General features: G+C 67.2%; 17 protein-coding genes, 5 tRNA genes and 1 pseudogene. 3 read left to right on the top strand and 20 right to left on the bottom strand.

Features of this window, described 5'->3' with window-relative positions; genetic code table 11:
• Positions 1–76: 76 nt before the first annotated feature.
• The 20 genes and pseudogenes from rpoB to LVB77_RS06555 form a co-directional block, all read right to left on the bottom strand.
• Positions 77–4,228: a DNA-directed RNA polymerase subunit beta gene (gene rpoB / locus LVB77_RS06650; RefSeq protein ID WP_232909389.1), complete on the bottom strand. Its 4,152-nt coding sequence runs from the start codon at positions 4,226–4,228 to the stop codon at positions 77–79.
• Between the two features lie 272 nt (positions 4,229–4,500).
• Positions 4,501–4,875 (bottom strand): 50S ribosomal protein L7/L12, encoded by a 375-nt coding sequence (rplL, locus tag LVB77_RS06645; RefSeq protein ID WP_055902456.1) that lies wholly within the window; start codon positions 4,873–4,875, stop codon positions 4,501–4,503.
• A gap of 64 nt (positions 4,876–4,939) precedes the next feature.
• Entirely contained in the window at positions 4,940–5,470 is a 531-nt protein-coding gene (rplJ, locus tag LVB77_RS06640) for a 50S ribosomal protein L10 (protein ID WP_057160015.1), read from the bottom strand.
• Positions 5,471–5,938: 468 nt separating this feature from the next.
• The gene (rplA, locus tag LVB77_RS06635) at positions 5,939–6,637 is read right to left on the bottom strand and encodes a 50S ribosomal protein L1 (protein ID WP_232909388.1); all 699 of its coding nucleotides are present in this window, start codon (positions 6,635–6,637) and stop codon (positions 5,939–5,941) included.
• 3 nt (positions 6,638–6,640) lie between these two features.
• Positions 6,641–7,069: a 50S ribosomal protein L11 gene (gene rplK, locus LVB77_RS06630; RefSeq protein WP_091638452.1), complete on the bottom strand. Its 429-nt coding sequence runs from the start codon at positions 7,067–7,069 to the stop codon at positions 6,641–6,643.
• Positions 7,070–7,273: 204 nt separating this feature from the next.
• Entirely contained in the window at positions 7,274–7,843 is a 570-nt protein-coding gene (gene nusG, locus LVB77_RS06625; RefSeq protein WP_232909387.1) for a transcription termination/antitermination protein NusG, read from the bottom strand.
• A 4-nt stretch (positions 7,844–7,847) separates the two neighbouring features.
• Positions 7,848–8,225 carry a preprotein translocase subunit SecE gene (gene secE, locus LVB77_RS06620; RefSeq protein ID WP_232909386.1) on the bottom strand — a complete coding sequence of 126 codons (378 nt, stop codon included), beginning with the start codon at positions 8,223–8,225 and terminating at the stop codon, positions 7,848–7,850.
• A 93-nt stretch (positions 8,226–8,318) separates the two neighbouring features.
• Positions 8,319–8,394, bottom strand: a tRNA-Trp gene (locus LVB77_RS06615).
• 265 nt (positions 8,395–8,659) lie between these two features.
• Positions 8,660–9,850 (bottom strand): elongation factor Tu, encoded by a 1,191-nt coding sequence (gene tuf, locus LVB77_RS06610; protein WP_232909385.1) that lies wholly within the window; start codon positions 9,848–9,850, stop codon positions 8,660–8,662.
• A gap of 58 nt (positions 9,851–9,908) precedes the next feature.
• Positions 9,909–9,984 (bottom strand) — tRNA-Thr (locus tag LVB77_RS06605).
• 47 nt (positions 9,985–10,031) lie between these two features.
• Positions 10,032–10,105 (bottom strand) — tRNA-Gly (locus tag LVB77_RS06600).
• 30 nt (positions 10,106–10,135) lie between these two features.
• Positions 10,136–10,221, bottom strand: a tRNA-Tyr gene (locus LVB77_RS06595).
• A 95-nt stretch (positions 10,222–10,316) separates the two neighbouring features.
• Positions 10,317–11,408 carry a redox-regulated ATPase YchF gene (gene ychF, locus LVB77_RS06590; RefSeq protein ID WP_232909384.1) on the bottom strand — a complete coding sequence of 364 codons (1,092 nt, stop codon included), beginning with the start codon at positions 11,406–11,408 and terminating at the stop codon, positions 10,317–10,319.
• Positions 11,409–11,484: 76 nt separating this feature from the next.
• Positions 11,485–12,066 (bottom strand): aminoacyl-tRNA hydrolase, encoded by a 582-nt coding sequence (pth, locus tag LVB77_RS06585; protein WP_232909383.1) that lies wholly within the window; start codon positions 12,064–12,066, stop codon positions 11,485–11,487.
• Between the two features lie 59 nt (positions 12,067–12,125).
• Entirely contained in the window at positions 12,126–12,782 is a 657-nt protein-coding gene (locus LVB77_RS06580; RefSeq protein ID WP_232909382.1) for a 50S ribosomal protein L25/general stress protein Ctc, read from the bottom strand.
• A gap of 111 nt (positions 12,783–12,893) precedes the next feature.
• Positions 12,894–13,853, bottom strand: coding sequence for a ribose-phosphate diphosphokinase (locus LVB77_RS06575; RefSeq protein ID WP_232909381.1), 960 nt, complete (start codon positions 13,851–13,853; stop codon positions 12,894–12,896).
• A 107-nt stretch (positions 13,854–13,960) separates the two neighbouring features.
• A tRNA-Gln gene (locus LVB77_RS06570) sits at positions 13,961–14,037 on the bottom strand.
• Positions 14,000–14,908, bottom strand: a complete 909-nt coding sequence (ispE, locus tag LVB77_RS06565) for a 4-(cytidine 5'-diphospho)-2-C-methyl-D-erythritol kinase (RefSeq protein WP_232909380.1) — start codon at positions 14,906–14,908, stop codon at positions 14,000–14,002. Before ispE ends, LVB77_RS06570 begins: the two co-directional genes overlap by 38 nt.
• Before the next feature lie 398 nt (positions 14,909–15,306).
• Positions 15,307–15,924 (bottom strand): annotated as a pseudogene (gene lolB, locus LVB77_RS21330) (lipoprotein insertase outer membrane protein LolB); the annotation flags it as partial.
• Positions 15,921–17,657: a tetratricopeptide repeat protein gene (locus LVB77_RS06555; protein WP_232909378.1), complete on the bottom strand. Its 1,737-nt coding sequence runs from the start codon at positions 17,655–17,657 to the stop codon at positions 15,921–15,923. The gene LVB77_RS06555 and the pseudogene lolB, both read right to left, overlap by 4 nt.
• 139 nt (positions 17,658–17,796) lie before the next feature.
• Between LVB77_RS06555 and hemA the strand changes: the two genes are divergently transcribed.
• The 3 genes from hemA to LVB77_RS06540 all read left to right on the top strand — a co-directional run bounded on the left by hemA (position 17,797) and on the right by LVB77_RS06540 (position 20,879).
• Positions 17,797–19,083, top strand: coding sequence for a glutamyl-tRNA reductase (hemA, locus tag LVB77_RS06550; protein WP_232909377.1), 1,287 nt, complete (start codon positions 17,797–17,799; stop codon positions 19,081–19,083).
• 65 nt (positions 19,084–19,148) lie between these two features.
• Positions 19,149–20,231: a peptide chain release factor 1 gene (gene prfA / locus LVB77_RS06545; RefSeq protein ID WP_232909376.1), complete on the top strand. Its 1,083-nt coding sequence runs from the start codon at positions 19,149–19,151 to the stop codon at positions 20,229–20,231.
• A 192-nt stretch (positions 20,232–20,423) separates the two neighbouring features.
• On the top strand, positions 20,424–20,879 hold the full coding sequence (locus LVB77_RS06540; RefSeq protein ID WP_232909375.1) for a GNAT family N-acetyltransferase: 456 nt from the start codon (positions 20,424–20,426) through the stop codon (positions 20,877–20,879).
• Positions 20,880–20,894: the final 15 nt, after the last annotated feature.

Raw genomic sequence — 20,894 nt, 5'->3', positions numbered from 1 at the left:
GGGAACGTCGGTTCTGGAGGTCCGGTCGGGCCAGGGTCGCCTTAGCGCCCTCGCCCGGTCCGGAGTCCGGCTGTCCTCAGTTCTCTTCCAGCTCCATGTTGATCGCGAGCGAGCGGATTTCCTTCACCAGCACGTTGAAGGACTCCGGCATGCCGGCGACCATCTCGTACTCGCCGTCGACGATGTTCTTGTACATCTGGTTGCGGCCCTGCACGTCGTCGGACTTCACCGTCAGCATTTCCTGCAGGGTGTAGGCCGCGCCGTAGGCTTCCAGCGCCCAGACTTCCATTTCGCCGAAACGCTGGCCGCCGAACTGCGCCTTGCCGCCCAGCGGCTGCTGGGTGACGAGCGAGTACGGACCGGTCGAACGCGCGTGCATCTTGTCGTCGACGAGGTGGTTCAGCTTCAGCATGTGCATGTAGCCGATGGTGACCGGACGCTCGAACGCCTCGCCGGTGCGACCGTCGTGCAGGATGGTCTGACCGCTGCTCGGCAGATCCGCCAGCTCGAGCATCTTCTTGATCTCGACCTCGGCCGCGCCGTCGAACACCGGGGTGGCCATCGGCACGCCGTCGGTCAGGTTGTGGGCCAGCGTCAGCAACTCTTCGTCGCTGAACTGCTTCAGGTCCACACGCTGGCCGTGCGCCTTCTGGTCGTGGTTGTAGATCTCGTCGAGGAACTTGCGCAGCTCGGCGATCTTCTGCTGCGCCTCCAGCATGCGCTGGATCTTCTGGCCCAGGCCCTTGGCGGCCCAGCCCAGATGCACCTCGAGGATCTGGCCGATGTTCATACGCGACGGCACGCCCAGCGGGTTCAGCACGATGTCGACGGTCTGACCGTCGGCGGCGTACGGCATGTCCTCGACCGGAACGATGGTCGAGACCACGCCCTTGTTGCCGTGACGGCCGGCCATCTTGTCGCCCGGCTGGATGCGGCGCTTAACGGCCAGGAACACCTTGACCATCTTCAGCACGCCCGGCGCGAGGTCGTCGCCCTGGGTGATCTTCGAACGCTTGTCGGTGAAGCGGCGCTCGAATTCCTTCTCGTGCGTGTCGATCTGCTTCTGGGCGCGCTCGATGGCATCGATCGCCTCGTCGTCCTTCATCCGCAGGGTGAACCACTCGGACTTCTTCAGGCCGGCGAGGAACGCCTCGGTGATGACGTCGCCCTTCTTCAGGCCGGCGCCGCCGTTGGCGACCTTGCCAACCAGCTGCGAACGCAGGCGGGCGTAGATCGCGCTCTCGAGGATGCGGAACTGGTCGTCGAAGTCCTTCTTGACGCGCTTGATCTCGGATTCCTCGATCTGGCGCGCGCGCTTGTCCTTCTCGATGCCGTCGCGGGTGAAGACCTGCACGTCGATGACGGTGCCGTCCATGCCCGGGGGCACGCGCAGCGAGCTGTCCTTAACGTCGGAGGCCTTCTCGCCGAAGATCGCGCGCAGCAGCTTCTCTTCCGGAGTCAGCTGCGACTCGCCCTTGGGCGTGACCTTGCCGACCAGGATGTCGCCGGCGCGGACTTCGGCGCCGATGTAGACCACGCCGGACTCGTCGAGGCGGTTCAGCGCCTGCTCGGAGACGTTCGGGATGTCGGCGGAGATTTCCTCCGGTCCCAGCTTGGTGTCGCGGGCGACGCAGGTCAGCTCTTCGATGTGGATCGTGGTGTAGCGATCCTCCTCGACCACGCGCTCGGAGAGCAGGATCGAGTCTTCGAAGTTGTAGCCGTTCCACGGCATGAAAGCGACCAGCATGTTCTGGCCCAGCGCGAGCTCGCCGATGTCGGTCGAGGGACCGTCGGCCAGCACGTCGCCGCGCGCGATCACGTTGCCCACCTTCACCAGCGGGGTCTGATTGATACAGGTGTTCTGGTTGGAACGCGTGTACTTGATCAGGTTGTAGATGTCGACGCCGGCGTCGGTGACGTCGGTGATCTCGTCCTCGTTGACCTTGACCACGATGCGGCCGGCGTCGATCTGCTCGATCACGCCGCCACGCAGGGCGTTCACGGTCACGCCCGAGTCGCGCGCCACGGCGCGCTCGATGCCGGTGCCAACCAGCGGCTTCTGGCTGCGCAGGGTCGGGACGGCCTGACGCTGCATGTTCGCGCCCATCAGCGCGCGGTTGGCGTCGTCGTGCTCGAGGAACGGAACCAGCGCCGCGGCGACCGACACGGTCTGCATCGGCGAGACGTCCATGTAGTGGATTTCGCTCGGCGGCTTCAGCAGCGACTCGCCCTGGTAGCGGCAGGCCACGAACTGGTCGGTCATCACGCCCTTGTCGTCCTGGGTCGCGTTGGCCTGGGCGATGACGTACTCGTTCTCTTCGATCGCCGACAGGAACTCGATGTCGTCGGTGACCTTGCCGTCCACGACCTTGCGGTACGGCGTCTCGAGGAAGCCGTACTTGTTGGTGCGCGCGAACACGGCCAGCGAGTTGATCAGGCCGATGTTCGGGCCTTCCGGCGTCTCGATGGTGCAGACGCGGCCGTAATGGGTCGGGTGCACGTCGCGCACTTCGAAGCCGGCGCGCTCGCGGGTCAGACCGCCCGGGCCGAGGGCCGACACGCGACGCTTGTGCGTGACTTCCGACAGCGGGTTGTTCTGGTCCATGAACTGCGACAGCTGCGAGGAGCCGAAGAACTCCTTGATCGCGGCGGCCACCGGCTTGGCGTTGATCAGCTCCTGCGGGGTCAGGCCTTCGGACTCGGCCATCGACAGGCGCTCCTTGACCGCGCGCTCGACGCGGACCAGGCCGACGCGGAACACGTTCTCGGCCATTTCGCCGACCGAACGCACGCGACGGTTGCCCAGGTGGTCGATGTCGTCGACGGTGCCGCGGCCGTTGCGGATCTCGGTCAGGACGCGGATCACGTCCAGGATGTCCGAGCTGTCGCCCAGCTCGCCGCGCAGGCGCGCGGACTCTTCGTCCTTACGCTCGGCGAAGTACTTGGCGTCGTACAGCACCGAGGCGCCGGTGGTTTCCTTGCGGCCGATGCGGCGGTTGAACTTCATCCGGCCGACGCCCGACAGGTCGTAGCGCTCGAAGGTGAAGAACAGGTTGTGGAACAGGTTCTGAGCGGCGTCCTTGGTCGGCGGCTCGCCCGGACGCATCATGCGGTAGATCTCGACCAGCGCTTCCAGCTGCGTCTTGGACGGATCGATGCGCAGGGTGTTGGACAGGTACGGGCCGCGGTCCAGGTCGTTGACCCAGATCGTGCCGACGCTGTCGATGCCGGCCTTGCGGAACGCGGCCAGCTGGTCGTCGCTGATCTCGTCGTTGGCCGAAGCCAGCAGTTCGCCGGTCTTGGCGTCGACGACGTCGTGCGACAGGATGCGGCCGACCAGGTACTCGTCGGGCACGGCCAGGGCGGCGACGCCGGCCTGCTCGAGCTGCTTGACGTGGCGCGCGGTGATGCGGCGGCCGGCCTCGACGATGACCTTGTCGCCGTCGGCGAGGTCGAAGTTGAGGGTTTCGCCGCGCAGACGCTCGGGGATCAGCTCGAGCTGCACGCCTTCCTTGGGATCGATGTGGAAGGTGTTGATCTCGAAGAACTGCGCGAGCATCTCTTCGTTGTTGTAGCCCAACGCGCGCAGCAGCACGGTGACCGGCAGCTTGCGGCGGCGGTCGATACGGGTGAACAGCGCGTCCTTCGGGTCGAACTCGAAGTCCAGCCAGGAGCCGCGGTAGGGAATGATGCGGGCGCTGTACAGCAGCTTGCCCGAGCTGTGGGTCTTGCCGCGGTCGTGGTCGAAGAACACGCCCGGCGAACGGTGCAGCTGCGAGACGATGACGCGCTCGGTGCCGTTGACGATGAAGGTGCCGTTGTCGGTCATGAGCGGAATCTCGCCCATGTAGACCTCCTGCTCCTTCACGTACTTGATGGCCTTGGTCGACGACTCGCGGTCGTAGATCACCAGGCGCACGGTCACGCGCAGCGGGGCGCCGTAGCTGAGGCCGCGGTTACGGCACTCGCGCTCGTCGAACGCCGGATCGCCGAGCTTGTAGCCGACGTATTCGAGCGCGGCGTTGCCGCTGTAGCTGGAGATCGGGAACACCGACTTCAGGGCGGCGTGCAGGCCGCGATCGGCGCGCTTGCTAGGCTCGGTGTGCTCCTGCAGGAATTCGCGGTAGGAGTCGACCTGGATGGCCAGCAGGAAGGGCACTTCGAGAATCGACTTGCGCTTGCCGAAGTCCTTGCGGATGCGCTTCTTTTCGGTGAACGAGTACGTCATGGTGAGCTACCGCCTCGGTTTTCTGGTGGGCTTCCGACACGCCGTTGCGGCGTTTCGGGCAGATCGCGCGTCCGCGACCGCAAACCCAGAGGGAACGAAGAACTGACAGTGGGAAGTCGCTGGTATTGCCGGCACCAGCACGCCTTCTCCCGCTACTTCCGACTGCCAACTCGGGACTTTATTTCCGGTACTTCAACAACGGCCAAAGGCCGGGGACTTTCGTCCCCAGCCTTGGGTGGTCGCCAGTGATGAATCCGGCGACGCGATGCAACTTACTTCACTTCGACGGTCGCGCCAGCGGCCTCGAGGTCCTTCTTCATCTTCTCGGACTCTTCCTTCGAAGCGGCTTCCTTCACGGTCTGCGGAGCGCCTTCGACCAGGTCCTTCGCTTCCTTCAGACCCAGGCCGGTGATGGCGCGAACGGCCTTGATGACCTCGACCTTCTTCTCGCCGGCGGCCTTCAGGATGACGTTGAACTCGGTCTGCTCTTCGACCGGGGCGGCAGCGGCGGCCGGGCCGGCAGCGGCGACGACCGGGGCAGCGGCGGAGACGCCGAACTTCTCTTCGATCGCCTTGACCAGCTCCATCACTTCGAGAAGGGTCTTCTCGGCGATGGCGTCGACGATCTGTTCGTTGGACAGGGACATGTGATTAACCTTTTAGGAAATTGATACGAATCGGTTCAGTAGATGTTCGCTGAGCGAACGGCGATTACGCCGTTTCCGCTTCGGCTTCGGCCGGTGCGGCTTCGCCACCGCCCTGCTTGTCGGCCACGGCCTTGACGGCGCGGGCGAACATGCTTGCGGGTTCGGCGAGGACGCGCGCCAGCATGGCCAGAGCCTGCTCGCGGGTCGGCAACGAGGCCAGCACTTCGACGTGGCTGCCCGGGTACAGCTGGCCGCCCATGGCGACCACCTTGGCCTGCAGCTTGTCGTTGCCCTTGGCGAATTCCTTGATCAGACGCCCGGCAGCGCCGGGTTCTTCCGTCGAGAACGCATACAGCAGCGGACCGACGAGGGCGTCTTGGGCGCACTCGTATTCGGTACCGGCCACGGCACGCGAAGCCAGGGTGTTCTTGACGACACGCAAGTACACACCGGTTTCACGAGCCTTCTTGCGCATGGCGGTCATCTGAGCGACCGTCGTGCCAGCGTACTCGGCAGCAACCAAGGAGTGAGCCTTCGCGGCGACTTCTGCCAGCTCGGCGACTACTTCTTGCTTCTGAGACAGATTGAGAGCCATAAACACTCCTCTTGTGAACTCCGCTCACGGCTCCTGCCGCTTGCGGTCCTGAGCGGCACCATCCTGGCGCCGGGAACGCCTGGGGCGTTCCGGGTGGTGGCCTTTCCTGAAAAGGTTTCAGTAGGGCGGCACCATCTGCGCGGGCCCGGCTCCGAAGAGTCCGAATCAAGCGATCCCGCTAGCACCGACGGCGACTCCTTGCCAGACCGAGCTTCCGTGCCCGTCGTCGGTACGCGCTGACCGCGCCTGCGGTCTTTGACGGCTTCGTTCGGGGGTTAGCCCTGGCGATGCCCTCAAAAGTTTGGCTAATGGCGGCTGGAGCCGCCGTTAGCCTTTGTTGCTGTCATTCCCGCGGAGGCGGGAATCCAGTGACTTATTCGTTGCTGCTGCCAGGTGGAGCCCTGGATTCCCGCTTTCGCGGGAATGACGATCTGACAAAGCCACGCGCTGCGCGCGCGGGTCAGATCGTCACTTCAGCGTCAGCGAGGTCTGGTCCACGGTCACGCCGGGGCCCATGGTCGAGCTGATCGAGACCTTCTGCAGGTACTGACCCTTGGCGGTCGCCGGCTTGGCCTTGATCAGGTCCAGCAGCAGCGCCTGCAGGTTGTCCTTCAGCGAGGCGTCTTCGAACGAAGCCTTGCCGATGGTGCAGTGGATGATGCCGGCCTTGTCGGTGCGGTAACGCACCTGGCCGCCCTTGGCGTTCTTGACCGCTTCGGCCGGGTTCGGCGACACGGTGCCGACCTTCGGGTTCGGCATCAGGCCGCGCGGGCCCAGCACCTGGCCGAGCTTACCGACCACGCGCATGGCGTCCGGCGTCGCGATGACGACGTCGTAGTTGAGGTCGCCGGCCTGCATCTTCTCGGCCAGGTCGTCCATACCGACGGCCTCGGCGCCAGCGGCCAGGGCCTCGTCGGCCTTGGCACCCGCGGGGGCGAACACCGCCACGCGCACGGACTTGCCGGTACCGGCCGGCAGCACGGTCGAACCGCGCACCTGCTGGTCGGACTTCTTCGCGTCCACGCCCAGACGGACGGCGACGTCGACGGACTCGACGAACTTGGACTTGGTCGCGGTCTTGACGATCTTGATGGCTTCGTCGAAGGCGTACGCCTTACCCGGAACCACGGCGGCCTTGATTGCTTTTTCGCGCTTGCTGATCGCCATGTCTTAGCCCTCCACCACGAGACCCATGCTGCGGGCCGAACCCGCAATCGTCTTCACCGCCGCGTCCAGGTCGGCCGCCGTCAGGTCGGCTTCCTTCGCCTTGGCGATGTCCTCGAGCTGCTTACGGGTGACCTTGCCGACCTTCTCGGTGTTCGGGCGCTTGGAGCCCGAGCTGATGCCGGCGGCCTTCTTCAGCAGCACCGATGCCGGGGTGCTCTTGGTGATGAAGGTGAAGGTACGGTCGGAGTACGCGGTGATGATCACCGGGGTCGGCAGACCCGGCTCCAGCTTGGAGGTCGCGGCGTTGAACGCCTTGCAGAACTCCATGATGTTCAGGCCGCGCTGACCGAGGGCGGGGCCCACCGGCGGCGACGGATTGGCCTGACCGGCCTTCACCTGCAGCTTGATGTAACCAACTACTTTCTTAGCCATCTTCTTCTCTCCGGGTGCAAGCGCCTGGGTCTCAGGCTCCCCATCGGACCGGGAATATCACGTGTCCCGGCTTCACGTTTTTTCAGACGCCGACAGCCGCCTTGCGGCGGCTGCGGTTTCCTGGTTCGGTGCGCGCCTAGGCTGCGCAGCCGCTAAGTATAACAGGGTTTCCGGGAGCCCGCTCGGGGGCCGCCGGCGCCCCGGTCAGGCCTTCTCGACCTGGCCGAACTCCAGCTCGACCGGGGTCGAACGGCCGAAGATCAGCACCGCCACGCGCAGGCGGCTCTTCTCGTAGTTGATTTCCTCGACCACGCCGTTGAAGTCCACGAACGGGCCGTCGATGACGCGGACCATCTCGCCCGGCTCGAACAGGACCTTGGGCTTGGGCTTCTCGACGCCTTCCTGAACGCGCTGCAGGATCATGTCCGCCTCGCGGTCCTGGATCGGCAGCGGACGGTCGGCGGTGCCGCCGATGAAGCCCATGACCTTCGGGGTTTCCTTGATCAGGTGCCAGCTCTCGCTGTCGATGCGCGGAATACCGGCCTCGTCGTGCGTGGCGATCTGGACCAGGACGTAGCCCGGGAAGAACTTGCGCTCGGAACGGCGCTTCTGGCCGGAGCGCATCTCGACCACTTCCTCGGTCGGCACCAGGACGTCGCCGAAGCGCTCCTGCATTTCGAAACGCACGATGCGATCGCGCAGCGCCTGCGCCACCGACTTCTCGAAGCCGGAGTAGGCGTGAACGACGTACCAGCGCTTATGTACTTCGGTCATTGCCTCAGTGCCCCAAAATTAGCTTGACCGCTTCGGCGATGATCAGATCGAAGCCGGCCAGGATCAGGCTGAGGATCGCGACCGCGATCATCACTACCCAGGTGGTGCGCATGGCTTCCTGACGGGTCGGCCAGACCACCTTGCGCAGTTCGAAGCGCGATTCCGACAGGAACTCGCGGGTCTGGTGGCCCTTGCCGCTGGTCATGAACACGCCCAGACCGGCAACCACGCCGGCGGCGACGATCAGACCGCGCAGCGCGCCGTTCCAGCTCGAGAACCAGTAGAACGCGAACACGCCGCCAGCGATCAGGAGCAGCGCCAGGGCGTACTTGACGAAGTCGCCAGCGGATGCAGAACCGTGTTGTTCGATCTTGCTGTTCATCCGATCCATCGCGGGGGCGCTTGCGCAGCCGCCTTCTTGGTGAAAGTCCGGCCGCGGGGCCGGGCTTGCGCGGAGGGATCCGCATTGCCTGAGTGGCACGCCAGGAGGGACTCGAACCCCCAACCTGCGGTTTTGGAGACCGCTGCTCTGCCAATTGAGCTACTGGCGTATATGAATCTCATGGACCCGAATTCAAGGCCCCGTGGGGCGATCGAACCGGCCGAGCATTGTGTTCGAAAACGCGATGCTTTGAAACAGCAAAGGCGGACCGGGTTGCCGGCCCGCCGTTTGCTTGGACTTGCGTCCAACCCGTTTCTGGGTTGGACCCCTGCTTTCGCGGGGATGACGTTGCTGTACTGGCAGTCTGGATCCCCGTTTTCGCGGGGATGACGAACTGACAGAGCCGGGCGCGCTGGGCGCGCCCGGTCAGTTCGTCACTTGATGATCTTCGCCACCACGCCGGCGCCGACCGTACGGCCGCCTTCGCGGATCGCGAAGCGCAGGCCGTCGTCCATCGCCACCGGGTTGATCAGCGACACGACCATCTTGATGTTGTCGCCCGGCATCACCATCTCGACGCCGTCCGGCAGCGTCACCGCGCCGGTGATGTCGGTCGTGCGGAAGTAGAACTGCGGACGGTAGCCCTTGAAGAACGGGGTGTGACGGCCGCCCTCGTCCTTCGACAGCACGTACACCTCGGCTTCGAACTCGGTGTGCGGGGTGATCGAACCCGGCTTGGCCAGCACCTGGCCGCGCTCGACGTCGTCACGCTTGGTGCCGCGCAGCAGCAGACCGGCGTTGTCGCCCGCCTGACCCTGGTCCAGCAGCTTGCGGAACATTTCCACGCCGGTCACGGTGGTCTTCTGCGTCGGACGGATACCGACGATTTCGATTTCGTCGCCCACCTTGATGATGCCGCGCTCGATACGGCCGGTCACCACGGTGCCGCGGCCCGAGATCGAGAACACGTCTTCCACCGGCATCAGGAACGGCTTGTCGATCGCGCGCTCCGGCTCCGGAATGAACGTGTCCAGCGCGTCCACCAGCTTCAGGATCGCCGGCACGCCGATTTCCGACTGGTCGCCTTCCAGCGCCAGACGCGCCGAACCGTGGATGATCGGGGTGTCGTCGCCCGGGAACTCGTACTTGGTCAGCAGCTCGCGAACTTCCATCTCCACCAGCTCGAGCAGCTCGGCGTCGTCCACCATGTCGGCCTTGTTCAGGAACACGACGATGTACGGCACGCCGACCTGACGCGACAGCAGGATGTGCTCGCGCGTCTGCGGCATCGGGCCGTCAGCGGCCGAGCACACCAGAATCGCGCCGTCCATCTGCGCCGCACCCGTGATCATGTTCTTCACGTAGTCGGCGTGGCCCGGGCAGTCCACGTGCGCGTAGTGGCGGTTCGCCGATTCGTACTCGACGTGCGCCGTCGAAATCGTGATGCCGCGCGCCTTCTCTTCCGGCGCCGCGTCGATCGCGTCGTACGCCTTGAACTCGCCGCCGAAACGCTCAGCGCCCACCTTGGTCAGCGCTGCGGTCAGCGTGGTCTTGCCGTGGTCCACGTGGCCGATGGTGCCCACGTTCACGTGCGGCTTGGTGCGCTCGAATTTACCCTTGGCCATGACTCGCTTCTCGCTTGGTTTCTTTAGGTGGCTTGCTGCGTAGGACGTACTGCTTGGATGGTGCTCACGAAAGGAATCGAACCTTCGACCTCCTCCTTACCAAGGAGGTGCTCTACCGACTGAGCTACGTGAGCGTGAAACTTTTCTACCGCTGTAATGGTGTCGCCTGGAGCAGAATCAATGGAGCGGGAGACGGGGATCGAACCCGCACCATCAGCTTGGAAGGCTGAGGTTCTACCATTGAACTACTCCCGCGCCGAAAACCGCTACAGCGTTGGAACTAACTGGTGGAGGGAGGTGGATTCGAACCACCGAAGGCGTAAGCCAGCAGATTTACAGTCTGCCCCCGTTGGCCGCTTGGGTATCCCTCCAAAAGAGCCCGCAATTCTGGCGCTCGAATCGGAGGAAGTCAACGTGTCCGACCACAAGTTTCGCAGATTTTTTTTCCGGGCGCTCGTTCCGGTCCTCAAACGTTGAAACGGAAGTGCAGCACGTCGCCTTCCTGGACCCGGTATTCCTTGCCTTCCAGGCGCAGGCGGCCGGCGTCGCGGGCGCCGGCTTCGCCCTTGTACTTGATGTAGTCGTCGTAGCCGATGGTCTCGGCGCGGATGAAGCCCTTCTCGAAATCGGTGTGGATCACCGCCGCGGCCTGCGGGGCGGTCGAGCCGGCCTTGACGGTCCAGGCGCGGACCTCCTTCACGCCGGCGGTGAAGTAGGTCTGCAGGCCCAGCAGGGCGTAGCCGGCGCGGATCAGGCGGTTCAGGCCCGGCTCGTCCAGGCCCAGATCGGTCAGGAAGGCGTCGCGGTCGGCGTCGTCGAGCTGGCTGAGCTCCTCCTCGATCGCGGCCGAGATCGGCACCACCTGGGCGCCCTCCCCGACCGCGCGGGCGCGCACGGCGTCCAGGTGCGGGTTGTTCTCGAACCCGTCCTCGAGCACGTTGGCCACGTACATGACCGGCTTGAGGGTCAGCAGGAACAGGTCGCGAACCTGGGCCACGTCGTCCTCGGACAGGCCCAGGGCGCGCGCGGGCTGGCCGGCATCCAGGCCGGCGCGCACGCGGGTCAGCACGTCGACGCGGGCCTTGGCCTCCTTGTCGCCGGTCTTGGCGCTGCGCTCGGCGCGCTGCAGGGCCTTTTCGACCGATTCCAGGTCGGCCAGGGCCAGCTCGGTGTCGATGGTCTCGATGTCGGCGATCGGATCGACCTTGTTGTTGACGTGGATCACGTCCGGGTGCTCGAAGCAGCGCACCACGTGGGTGATCGCGTCGACCTCGCGGATGTGGGCCAGGAACTTGTTGCCCAGGCCCTGGCCGCTGGCCGCGCCGGCGACCAGGCCGGCGATGTCGACGAACTCGACCGCGGTCGGGATCAGCTTCTGCGGCTTGACGATCTCGGCCAGCGCGTTCAGGCGCGGATCCGGCACCGGCACCGCGCCGACGTTGGGCTCGATGGTGCAGAACGGAAAGTTGGCCGCGGCGATACCGGCCTTGGTCAGGGCGTTGAAAAGGGTCGACTTGCCGACGTTCGGCAGGCCGACGATGCCGCATTTGATGCCCATGGCGGGTAATCCGTGATTCGTGATTCGGGATTCGGGACTCGCCATGGGCGTGTCCCGAATCCCCAATCGCCAATCTTCAGGCCTTGGAGGTATGCAGGCGCTTCATCGCCTCGTTGACGTCGCCGCGCACCGCCAGCGGCAGCACGTCGATGGCGTCGTCGATGGACCGCAGGATCGAAGCCTCGTCGTCCTTGCCCGGACGGCCCAGCACCCACGGGGTGACCTTGTCCTTGTGGCCGGGATGGCCGATGCCCACGCGCAGGCGGTGGAACTTGCCGTGGCCGAGCAGCTTGATGGTGTCGCGCAGGCCGTTCTGGCCGCCGTGGCCGCCGTCGAACTTGAGCCGCGCGGTGCCCGGCGCCAGGTCGAGCTCGTCGTGCGCCAACAGCGCTTCCTCGGGCTCGATCTTCCAGTAGCGCAGCGCCGCGGTGACCGACTTGCCGGACAGATTCATGAAGGTGGCCGGCTTCAGCAGCCACACCGGGCGGCCGTCGATCTCGACCTTGGAGGTCTCGCCGAACAGCTTGGATTCCAGGCCGAAGCGGCCGCCGAACTTCTCGTTCAAGGCGTCCACAAACCAGAACCCGGCGTTGTGCCGGGTCCGGGTGTATTCGGCGCCGGGGTTGCCCAGGCCGACGATCAGGCGCAGTCCCGCCATGGATCAGCACAATCCGCGAACGCGAACCGGCGCGCCGGTCAGGGCGCGCCGGCGGGCGATCACTTCTTGTCGTCGTCCTTCTTGGAGACCTTGGCGGCCGGCACTTCGGCCGGAGCCTCGGCCGGAGCCTCGACTTCTTCCTTGCCGTGCTTGGCGATCACGATGGCGACATCGTGTTCCTTGCCCAGCTTCAGCTCGGGGATCTCGACGCCCTTGGGCAGCTTGATCTCGGACAGGTGGACGATATCGCCGACGGCCAGGGCCGACAGGTCGATTTCCAGGAACTCCGGCAGGTCCTTCGGCAAGCAGCTGACTTCGACTTCGTTGAGCTCGTGGGTGACCACGACGTCGGCAGCCTTGCCGGCCGGCGACTTGTCTTCGTTGAGGAAGTGCAGCGGCACGGCCACGCGGATCGCCTGGTTGGCGTCAACGCGCTGGAAGTCCAGGTGCATGATGATCTGCTTGTACGGGTGGCGCTGCATATCGCGCAGCAGCACGCTCTCGGTCTTGCCGTCGACGTCCAGGGTCAGGATCGAGGAGTAGAACCACTCGTTCTGGCTGGCCAGCCAGACCTTCTCGTGCTCGAGCTGGACCGGCTGCGGATCGGCCTTGCCGCCGTAGATGATGGCCGGGATGCTGGCGGCACGACGCAGGCGGCGGCTCGCACCCTTCCCCTCGACGTTGCGGCCAGTGGCCTTGATGATGTGTTCGGACATGTTCGTTTACTCACGTTTACAGCGTTGAACCGCCTCGCGGCGGAAAGAACGCTCACCCGCGACCAGGTGAGCGGTGTGCGTTCGCGGCTTGCGCCGCGAGCGCGGATTTCGTCAATCCACGTACAGCGAACTCACCGACTCGCCGAAGGCGATGCGGCGGATGGTTTCGGCCAGCAGCTCGGCGACGCTGAGCTGACGGATGCGGCCGCAGGCCCGGGCCGCCTCGGTGAGCGGGATGGTGTCGGTCACCACCAGCTCGTCCAGCTGCGAACGGGTCACGTTGTCGATCGCCGCGCCCGACAGCACCGGGTGGGTGCAGTACGCCACCACCTTGGTCGCGCCCTGCGCCTTGAGCGCGGCCGCGGCCGCGCACAGGGTGCCGGCGGTGTCGACGATGTCGTCGACCAGCACGCAGGTCTTGCCGGCCACGTCGCCGATGATGTTCATCACCGTCGACACGTTGGCGCGCGGGCGGCGCTTGTCGATGATCGCCAGATCGGCGTCGTCGAGGCGCTTGGCGATCGCGCGGGCGCGGACCACGCCGCCGACGTCCGGAGACACGACGACCATGTTGTCGGTGCCGTGCGCGCGCCAGATATCGGCCAGCAGCAGCGGCGAGGCGTAGACGTTGTCGACCGGGATGTCGAAGAAGCCCTGGATCTGATCCGCATGCAGATCGACCGTGAGCACCCGGTCGGCGCCGACCGCGCCGAACATCTTGGCCGCGACCTTGGCCGTGATCGGCACGCGCGAGGAGCGCATGCGGCGATCCTGGCGGGCGTAGCCGAAGTACGGCACCACCGCGGTCACGCTGGCCACCGATGCGCGCTTGAGCGCGTCGATCAGCACCAGCAGTTCCATGAAATTCTCGGCCGTGGGCGCGTTCGTCGGCTGAATGACGAACACTTCCTGGCGGCGCACGTTCTCTTCGATCTCGACCTGCACTTCGCCGTCGGAGAACCGACCGACCAGCGCCTTGCCCAGACGGATACCCAGCTCCTTGCACACCGCCTGGGCGAGCGGGCGGTTGGCGTTGCCGCTGAATACCAGCAGGCTGCGATCGTTGTGCACTTTGTCTTCTCCGCTTCGCTCTGACCGTGGCGGGCGACGTCCATGTCCGATTCCGGAGGTCTGGGCCGGATCGGGCCTTTACAAACTAGGGGTGACGCAGGTGTTGCTGGCAGGGGCGGTAGGATTCGAACCTACGAATGCCAGGATCAAAACCTGGTGCCTTGGGCCTCTTGGCGACGCCCCTGCATAAGCTGTGTTTCGAGCGCGGCGCGCAGCGGAGACCGCGCGGCGCCGGCCGCCGTCCAGGCCCGAAGGCCGGAAGGCAGAACCGCCAGCGCCGCCTCGGCGGATTCGCGCGTGGCGAACTCGACGAAACAGCCGCTGCCGGAGCCGGTCAGACGCGGCGCGCCGACTCGCGCCAAGGCAGCGAACGCGGCCTCCACGGCCGGTTCGCGCAGGCGCAAGACCGGCTCGAACGCATTCTCGAGCGGCATACCCGAAACGAAGTCCGCCATTGTCGCGGGCGCAGCATCCCGAGTCAATTCAGTGGATTGGAACAAAGCGGCGGTCGGCGCATGCACGCCGGGGTCCACCAGCAGATACCAGGCCGGCGCCAGCACGACCGGCGCCAGCGCCTCGCCCACGCCTTCGGCCCAGGCGTTGTCGCCGCGTACGAACACCGGCACGTCGGCGCCCAGACGCAGGCCGAGTTCGGCCAGGCGGTCGACGCTCAGATCGGCGCCCCAGAGCGCGTTCAGGGCCACCAGCACGGTCGCAGCGTCGGACGATCCACCGCCGAAGCCGCCGCCGGCCGGGATGCGCTTTTCGATGACGATATCTGCACCTAGCGCGACGTTCGCTTCCTCTTGCAGCAACTTGGCCGCCCGCACCGTCAGATCCTGATCTTCCGATACGCCCGCCACCGAGCCGCCGTGGCGGACGATGCGGCCGTCCGCGCGCGGGCGCAGCCGGATCGAGTCTCCCCAATCCAGGAGACGGAACACGGTTTGCAGCAGGTGGTAGCCATCGGCGCGGCGGCCGGTGATGCGCAGGAACAGGTTCAGCTTGGCCGGGGCGGGCCAAAGGCTCCAGGGGGGCTCGGTGTCGGCGGACATGGCGGACGATGAATCGGAGCGCCGCGCGATCAATCGCGCGCGACGAAGGGTGCGGGCGGATGCGCACGCATCCATTCGGCAAGGGCGCGGTTATAGATCAGCGCATAAGCCTGTGCCTGACTCAGAAGCTGGCCGTACTCGGGACTGAAGATAACGTCACCGGTTCCCGGCAAGATGCGGGATTCGCGCACGTCGCGATCCTCGCTCGTCAATCCTGGCGGCTCGCAGCTGTAGCCGCAAATGCTGATCGCCCGCAGGTCGCCGCGAGCGACGTTGTCGCGCATATCCGCGGCCGGGTCGAACAGGTTCAACACGGCCAGTTCGCTGCGCAAAGGCTCGACCCCCCGCGGATCGACCGCCGCTATGCGCCTGAGCGACCGCTCCGTCACGAACGAGAGCGGCGGAAGCTGCCACTCGTCCACGATCAATTTCACTTTTGCCTCGCCGCGCACCGCATCCACTCGCGACGGCAACGCAAATACGTCTGTCGCCGGCCAGCGGTAATCGATGGTCCAACCGCCCTGCTCGATCCGTGCCGGACGTCCGTCGGCGCCGTAGCGCACGCTCGCCGGCCCCTGCCCCACGGCGCGCAGGCCGCGCACCCAATCGCTCAAGGCCGCGACCGGAATTTCCCAGCCGGTGGCCTCACGCAGCAGCGCTGCGGCGTCGGGGCCGCTGCGGGTGCCGCCTTCCAAGCCTTCCAGACGGGCGCCGGCAATATCGCCGCTCAGGCGCCAGCTCTGCCGGGTCACCGGGGCGCTGAGCGCGACCTCGTAGCGGTCGCCGTCCTGCTGCCATTCGATCCGCCCGGAGCCGCCGTTGCGGCCATTGCTGAGCGCGATGCGACCGCTCAGAGACCAGCCGGTCTGAGCGCGCACCTCGGCCTCGCGCGCGGACTGGCCCGCCTCGGCCACGGCGGGCGCCAGCGGCGGCGCCGCCGGACCGCGCACGCCCTGCCCAGCGCACGCGCTCAGCATTGCGGCCAGGGCCGCCACGGTCAGTGCGCGCAGCGTCATGCGCCGGTCTTTTCCAACGCGCGCTTGAGCGCACGGTTATCGGGATCGAGCTTGCGCGCCTGCTCGAAATACTTGCGCGCCTCGTCCTTCTTGCCGACCGCCCACAGCACCTCGGCCAGGTGCGAGGCGATCTCGGGATCCTTCTGCAGGGTCAGCGCGCGGCGCAGCTCGACCAGCGCCTCTTCGTTGCGGCCCAGGCGATAGAGCACCCAGCCGTAGCTGTCGATGATCGCGGCGTTGTCGGGCTCGGCGGTGCGCGCGCGCTGGATCAGTTCCAGCGCCTCCTGATAGCGCGTGGTGCGGTCGGCCAGCGTGTAACCCAGGGCGTTGAGCGCGGCCACGCTGTCGGGCTCGGCGACCAGGATGCGGCGGAAATCGGCTTCCGCGCGCGGAATGTCGTCGCGGCGCTCGTAGCTCAAAGCGCGCGCGTACAGCACTTCCGGCTCGTCCGGGAACGCGGCCAGGCCGCGCGCGAAGGCGTCGAGTTCGCCGGCTTCGTTCTTGTCCTCGGCGCGCAATGCCGCTTCCAGCAGGTAGGCGTCGCGGCGGGTGTCGTCCTCGGCCGAGGCGTCGGCCTGCAGCGCGCGCAGCGCCGCGTAGGCTTCGTCGCCGCGCTTGAGTTCGTGCAGCACGTTGGCCGCGCGCAGGCGCGCGATCCAGCGCTGCGGGCCGCCGGGCACGCCGCGGTACCAGTCCAGGGCCTCGTCGTTGCGCTCCAGGAATTCGGCGATCTGGCCCAGCAGCAGGCGCCGGCCGGGTTCGGGCTTGGCGGCGTTGCGGCGCAACTCGTCGTAGAGCTGGGTCAGGGTGGGCTTGTCCTCGGCGCGCGCGAGCAAGGAGGCGCGCAGCGCATAGGTCTGGTCGTCCTGCGGGCCGCGGCCGAGGATCGCCGAGGCCGCCGGCAGATCGCCCAGGGCGTCGTATTCCTGCGCGATCAGGCCACGCATCTGCGTGTCGGTGTCGGCCTGGCCGGCGATCGATTCCAGCACCTTGCGCGCTTCGTCGGACTTGCCGTCCTCGCGCAGCTGGCTGGCGCGCAGCAGGCTCACGCGCGGGTTGCCGGGGAAGCGCTGCACCACTTCGCCGACGATGCGCTCGGTCAGCTTGGGCTGATCCAGGCGCTGGGCGTAGAGGCCGAACGCGACCCAGGCCATCAGGTCCGTGGGCATCTGGCTGCCGTCGACCAGTTTCTCCAGCAGGCGCGCGGCCTGGGCCGGATCCTTGGAGCCGGTGGACAGCACGCCCAGCACGCGCCGCCAGCCGGTGTCGTCGGCCAGCATCAGCCGGTCCAGGTCGCGCAGCGCGGCGCGTTCGTCGCCGCCGCGCAGGGCCAGGATCGCCTGCGAGGCCAGCAACGGCGCGCCGTCGCCGCCCAACTGGCGCCACAGCGCCAGCGATTCGGCGGCCAGCTTGTCTTCCTTGGCCACGATCGCGATATCGGTGGCGCGCGCGGCCAGTTCCTTGTCCTTGGCGGCGCGGGCGGCCGCGGCGTAAGCGGTCGCGGCCTCCTTGAGCTTGCCGGCCTGCAGCGCGAACTCGCCGGTCAGCAGCGGCTCCAGGGCCGCGCTGGTGGCGGCCGAGGCGTCGGCAGGCACGGCCAGGGCCGGTTTGGCGGCCGGGGCCGCGGCGGCGGGCGCCAGCAGCACCGTCAGGACGGCGGCGGCCAGCAAACTGAACGCGCGCGACGGCGCGCGGCGGCGTGAGACACGGTGAATTGAATCCATCGAATCCATCGAATTCGTTGAAACCAACGGGGCCGGTAGAATGGCGGCCTTCAGCAGCCCGCAGCTTATCGCAAGCACCTGAACGGATGTCCCTTACCTCGCCCCGCCGACCGTGGTCGGCTCCAGTCCCAGGACGCATCGCGGCCCGATGAGCTTGTTCGTCCTAGGCATCAATCACCAGACCGCGCCGGTCAGCCTGCGTGAGCGGGTCGCGTTCTCGTCCGAGACCGTACCGGCCGCGCTGGCGGCGCTGCGCGCGCTGCCGCAGGTGAGCGAAGTGGCGCTGCTGTCGACCTGCAACCGCACCGAGCTGTACGCGGTGGCGCAGGACGACGGCCAGGCGCTGGCCGACTGGTTGGCGACCCATCCCGACGACGCCGGCGATCTGCACGCGTATCTGTACCGCCACCGCGACGCCGAGGCGGTGCGCCATCTGTTCCGCGTCGCCACCGGCCTGGACTCGCTGGTGCTGGGCGAGCCGCAGATCCTGGGCCAGGTCAAGGACGCCTGGGCCGCCGCGCGCGGCGCCGGCAGCCTGGGCACCCAGCTCGACCGGCTGTTCCAGCAGGCGTTCTCCACCGCCAAGCGCGCACGCACCGACACCCGCATCGGCGCCAATCCGGTGTCGGTGGCGTCCGCGGCGGTGCGCCTGGCGCAGGAATCCTTCGCCCGCCTGGAGGACTCGACCGTGCTGCTGATCGGCGCCGGCGAGACCATCGAACTGGCCGCGCGCCATTTGGTGCAGGCCAAGGCCAAGCGCCTGCTGATCGCCAACCGCACCCTCGGCCACGCACAGGACCTGGCCAGCCGCCACGGCGGCGTGGCCCTGCCCTTGTCCGAACTCGACCGCCACCTGGGCGAGGCCGACATCGTGCTGTCGGCCACCGCCAGCCGCGAGCCGATCCTGCGCCGGGCGCAGGTCGCCGCCGCGCTGGCCACCCGCAAGCACCGGCCGATGCTGCTGCTGGATCTGGCGGTGCCGCGCGACATCGCGCCCGACGTGGCCGAGCTCAAGGACACCTTCCTGTACAGCGTCGACGACCTGGAACGCGCGATCGAGGACAACCGGCGCAGCCGCCGCGAGGCCGCGACCGAGGCCGAGGCCATCGTCGATCTGCAGGTCGCGCGCTTCGTCGAAACCCTGGCCGCGAGCACGCGCACCGCGCCGCTCAAGCGCCTGCGCGCGCACGGCGAGGCCGCGCGCGTGGAAGTGCTGGCCAAGGCCAGGCAGCAACTCGACGCCGGACAGGATCCGGCCGACGTGTTGAACTTCCTCGCCCACACCCTGACCAACCGCCTGCTGCACGCGCCGACCATCGCCTTGCGCGAGGCCGCGCTCAGCGGCAACGCCGACCTCGCGCGCGCGGCCGACAAGCTGTTCCCCGAGCAGCCGGGAGCGGACACAGCGGATTCGGATTCGACCGACGCGCCTTAGCGACGCCAGCGCGCCGCCGTCGTTTCTTCGAATTCCGAACGCCCACTCCCGAATCCCGGCTTCTTATGACCCCCACCCTGCGCCGCAAGCTGGAAGCCCTCGCCGAACGCCGCGAGGAACTCGAGCGCCTGCTCGCCGACCCATCGGTGATCGGCGATGCCGACCGCTTCCGCAAGTGCTCGCGCGAATTCGCCCAGTTGGAGCCGGTGGCCACCGCGCTGGCGCAGGAAGCGCGCGCCAAGGCCGACCTGGCCGCGGCCGAGGCGATGCGCGCCGACCCGGAACTGCGCGAGCTGGCCGAGGAGGAAATCGCCGCCGCGCGCGAACGCCTGCTGGCGCTGGACGCGGAACTGCTGGCGCACCTGATCCCCAAGGATCCGCGCGACGAGGGCGATCTGTATCTGGAAGTGCGCGCCGGCACCGGCGGCGACGAAGCCGCGATCTTCGCCGGCGATCTGTTCCGCATGTACGCGCGCTACGCCGAACGCCAGGGCTGGAAGGTCGAGACCGAATCGGCCAACGCCGGCGAGCACGGCGGCTACAAGGAAATCATCGCCCGCGTCGAAGGCCGCGGCGCGTACTCGCGGCTGAAGTTCGAGTCCGGCACCCACCGCGTGCAGCGCGTGCCGGAAACCGAATCGCAGGGCCGCATCCACACCTCGGCGGCGACGGTGGCGATCATTCCGGTCGAGCCCGAAGGCGAGCCGATCGAGATCAATCCGGCCGACCTGCGCGTCGACACCTTCCGTTCCTCCGGCGCCGGCGGCCAGCACGTCAACAAGACCGACTCGGCGATCCGCATCACCCACGCGCCCAGCGGCATCGTGGTGGAGAGCCAGACCGAACGCAGCCAGCACGCCAACCGCGACAAGGCCATGAAGCGGCTCAAGGCGATGCTGGCCGAAGCGCAGATCGCCAAGGCCGCCGCCGCGCAGGCCGAAACCCGCAAGCTGCAGGTCGGCAGCGGCGACCGCAGCCAGCGCATCCGCACCTACAACTTCCCGCAGGGCCGCATCACCGATCACCGCGTCGAGGGCCTGACCCTGTACGACCTGCCCAACGTGATCGCCGGCGACCTGGACGCGCTGGTCGCACGGCTGATGCAGGAACATCAGGCGGACGAGCTGGCGCGGCTGACCCACGACTGATCGGGGCGTTGTTTCGCGCGGTTGCATGCGCCGCGAAACGCAAATCCCTTACGCCCCTACAAAGGGGAACCGCCCGCTTGTCTTCCGCCTTTGAGGGGGCGACCGAGGCGGATTTGCGCTTACCCGCAGGTAACCGCTACCCGCCCCCACAGCACAGCGCCATAATCGGCCACACCCTCCGCCGGCCCGCCCATGCCCGTCACCACCCGCCGCGCCCACCTCGACGATCTCGACGCCCTGGCGCCGCTGTTCGACCGCTATCGGCATTTCTATACCCAGCGCTACGACGAATCGGTCTCGCGCGCCTTCATCGCCCAGCGTCTGGAGCGCGGCGAATCGGTGGTGTTCCTGGCCGAGCTGGACGGCGCGCCGGCCGGCTTCACCCAGCTGTACCCGACCTTCTCCTCAGTGCGCGCCGCGCGCGTGTGGGTGCTCAACGATCTGTTCGTCGAAGCCGACGCGCGCCGTCGCGGCGTGGCGCAGGCGCTGCTGGACGCGGCGGCCGAGTTCGCGCGCGGCGATGGCGCCGTGCGGCTGGAACTGGAGACCAACCCCGACAACGCCACCGCGCAGGCCCTGTACGACGCCGCCGGCTGGCACCGCTACGACGGCACCTTGCGCTATCACCTGCCCCTGGGCGCGGCGTGATTCGCGGCTCAGCCT

Source organism: Lysobacter sp. 5GHs7-4, assembly GCF_021284765.1.
GTDB lineage: Bacteria > Pseudomonadota > Gammaproteobacteria > Xanthomonadales > Xanthomonadaceae > Lysobacter.
Note: the sequence above shows the minus strand (reverse complement) of the source record. Positions and strands in the feature narration are given on the sequence as shown.

Excerpts from the sequence above, each read along its gene's own strand:
- rpoB (WP_232909389.1), bottom strand. The coding sequence starts at position 4,228 with ATGACGTACTCGTTCACCGAAAAGAAGCGCATCCGCAAGGACTTCGGC.
- rplL (WP_055902456.1), bottom strand. The coding sequence starts at position 4,875 with ATGTCCCTGTCCAACGAACAGATCGTCGACGCCATCGCCGAGAAGACC.
- rplJ (WP_057160015.1), bottom strand. The coding sequence starts at position 5,470 with ATGGCTCTCAATCTGTCTCAGAAGCAAGAAGTAGTCGCCGAGCTGGCA.
- rplA (WP_232909388.1), bottom strand. The coding sequence starts at position 6,637 with ATGGCGATCAGCAAGCGCGAAAAAGCAATCAAGGCCGCCGTGGTTCCG.
- rplK (WP_091638452.1), bottom strand. The coding sequence starts at position 7,069 with ATGGCTAAGAAAGTAGTTGGTTACATCAAGCTGCAGGTGAAGGCCGGT.
- nusG (WP_232909387.1), bottom strand. The coding sequence starts at position 7,843 with ATGACCGAAGTACATAAGCGCTGGTACGTCGTTCACGCCTACTCCGGC.
- secE (WP_232909386.1), bottom strand. The coding sequence starts at position 8,225 with ATGAACAGCAAGATCGAACAACACGGTTCTGCATCCGCTGGCGACTTC.
- tuf (WP_232909385.1), bottom strand. The coding sequence starts at position 9,850 with ATGGCCAAGGGTAAATTCGAGCGCACCAAGCCGCACGTGAACGTGGGC.
- ychF (WP_232909384.1), bottom strand. The coding sequence starts at position 11,408 with ATGGGCATCAAATGCGGCATCGTCGGCCTGCCGAACGTCGGCAAGTCG.
- pth (WP_232909383.1), bottom strand. The coding sequence starts at position 12,066 with ATGGCGGGACTGCGCCTGATCGTCGGCCTGGGCAACCCCGGCGCCGAA.
- LVB77_RS06580 (WP_232909382.1), bottom strand. The coding sequence starts at position 12,782 with ATGTCCGAACACATCATCAAGGCCACTGGCCGCAACGTCGAGGGGAAG.
- ispE (WP_232909380.1), bottom strand. The coding sequence starts at position 14,908 with ATGTCCGCCGACACCGAGCCCCCCTGGAGCCTTTGGCCCGCCCCGGCC.
- LVB77_RS06555 (WP_232909378.1), bottom strand. The coding sequence starts at position 17,657 with ATGGATTCGATGGATTCAATTCACCGTGTCTCACGCCGCCGCGCGCCG.
- hemA (WP_232909377.1), top strand. The coding sequence starts at position 17,797 with ATGAGCTTGTTCGTCCTAGGCATCAATCACCAGACCGCGCCGGTCAGC.
- prfA (WP_232909376.1), top strand. The coding sequence starts at position 19,149 with ATGACCCCCACCCTGCGCCGCAAGCTGGAAGCCCTCGCCGAACGCCGC.
- LVB77_RS06540 (WP_232909375.1), top strand. The coding sequence starts at position 20,424 with ATGCCCGTCACCACCCGCCGCGCCCACCTCGACGATCTCGACGCCCTG.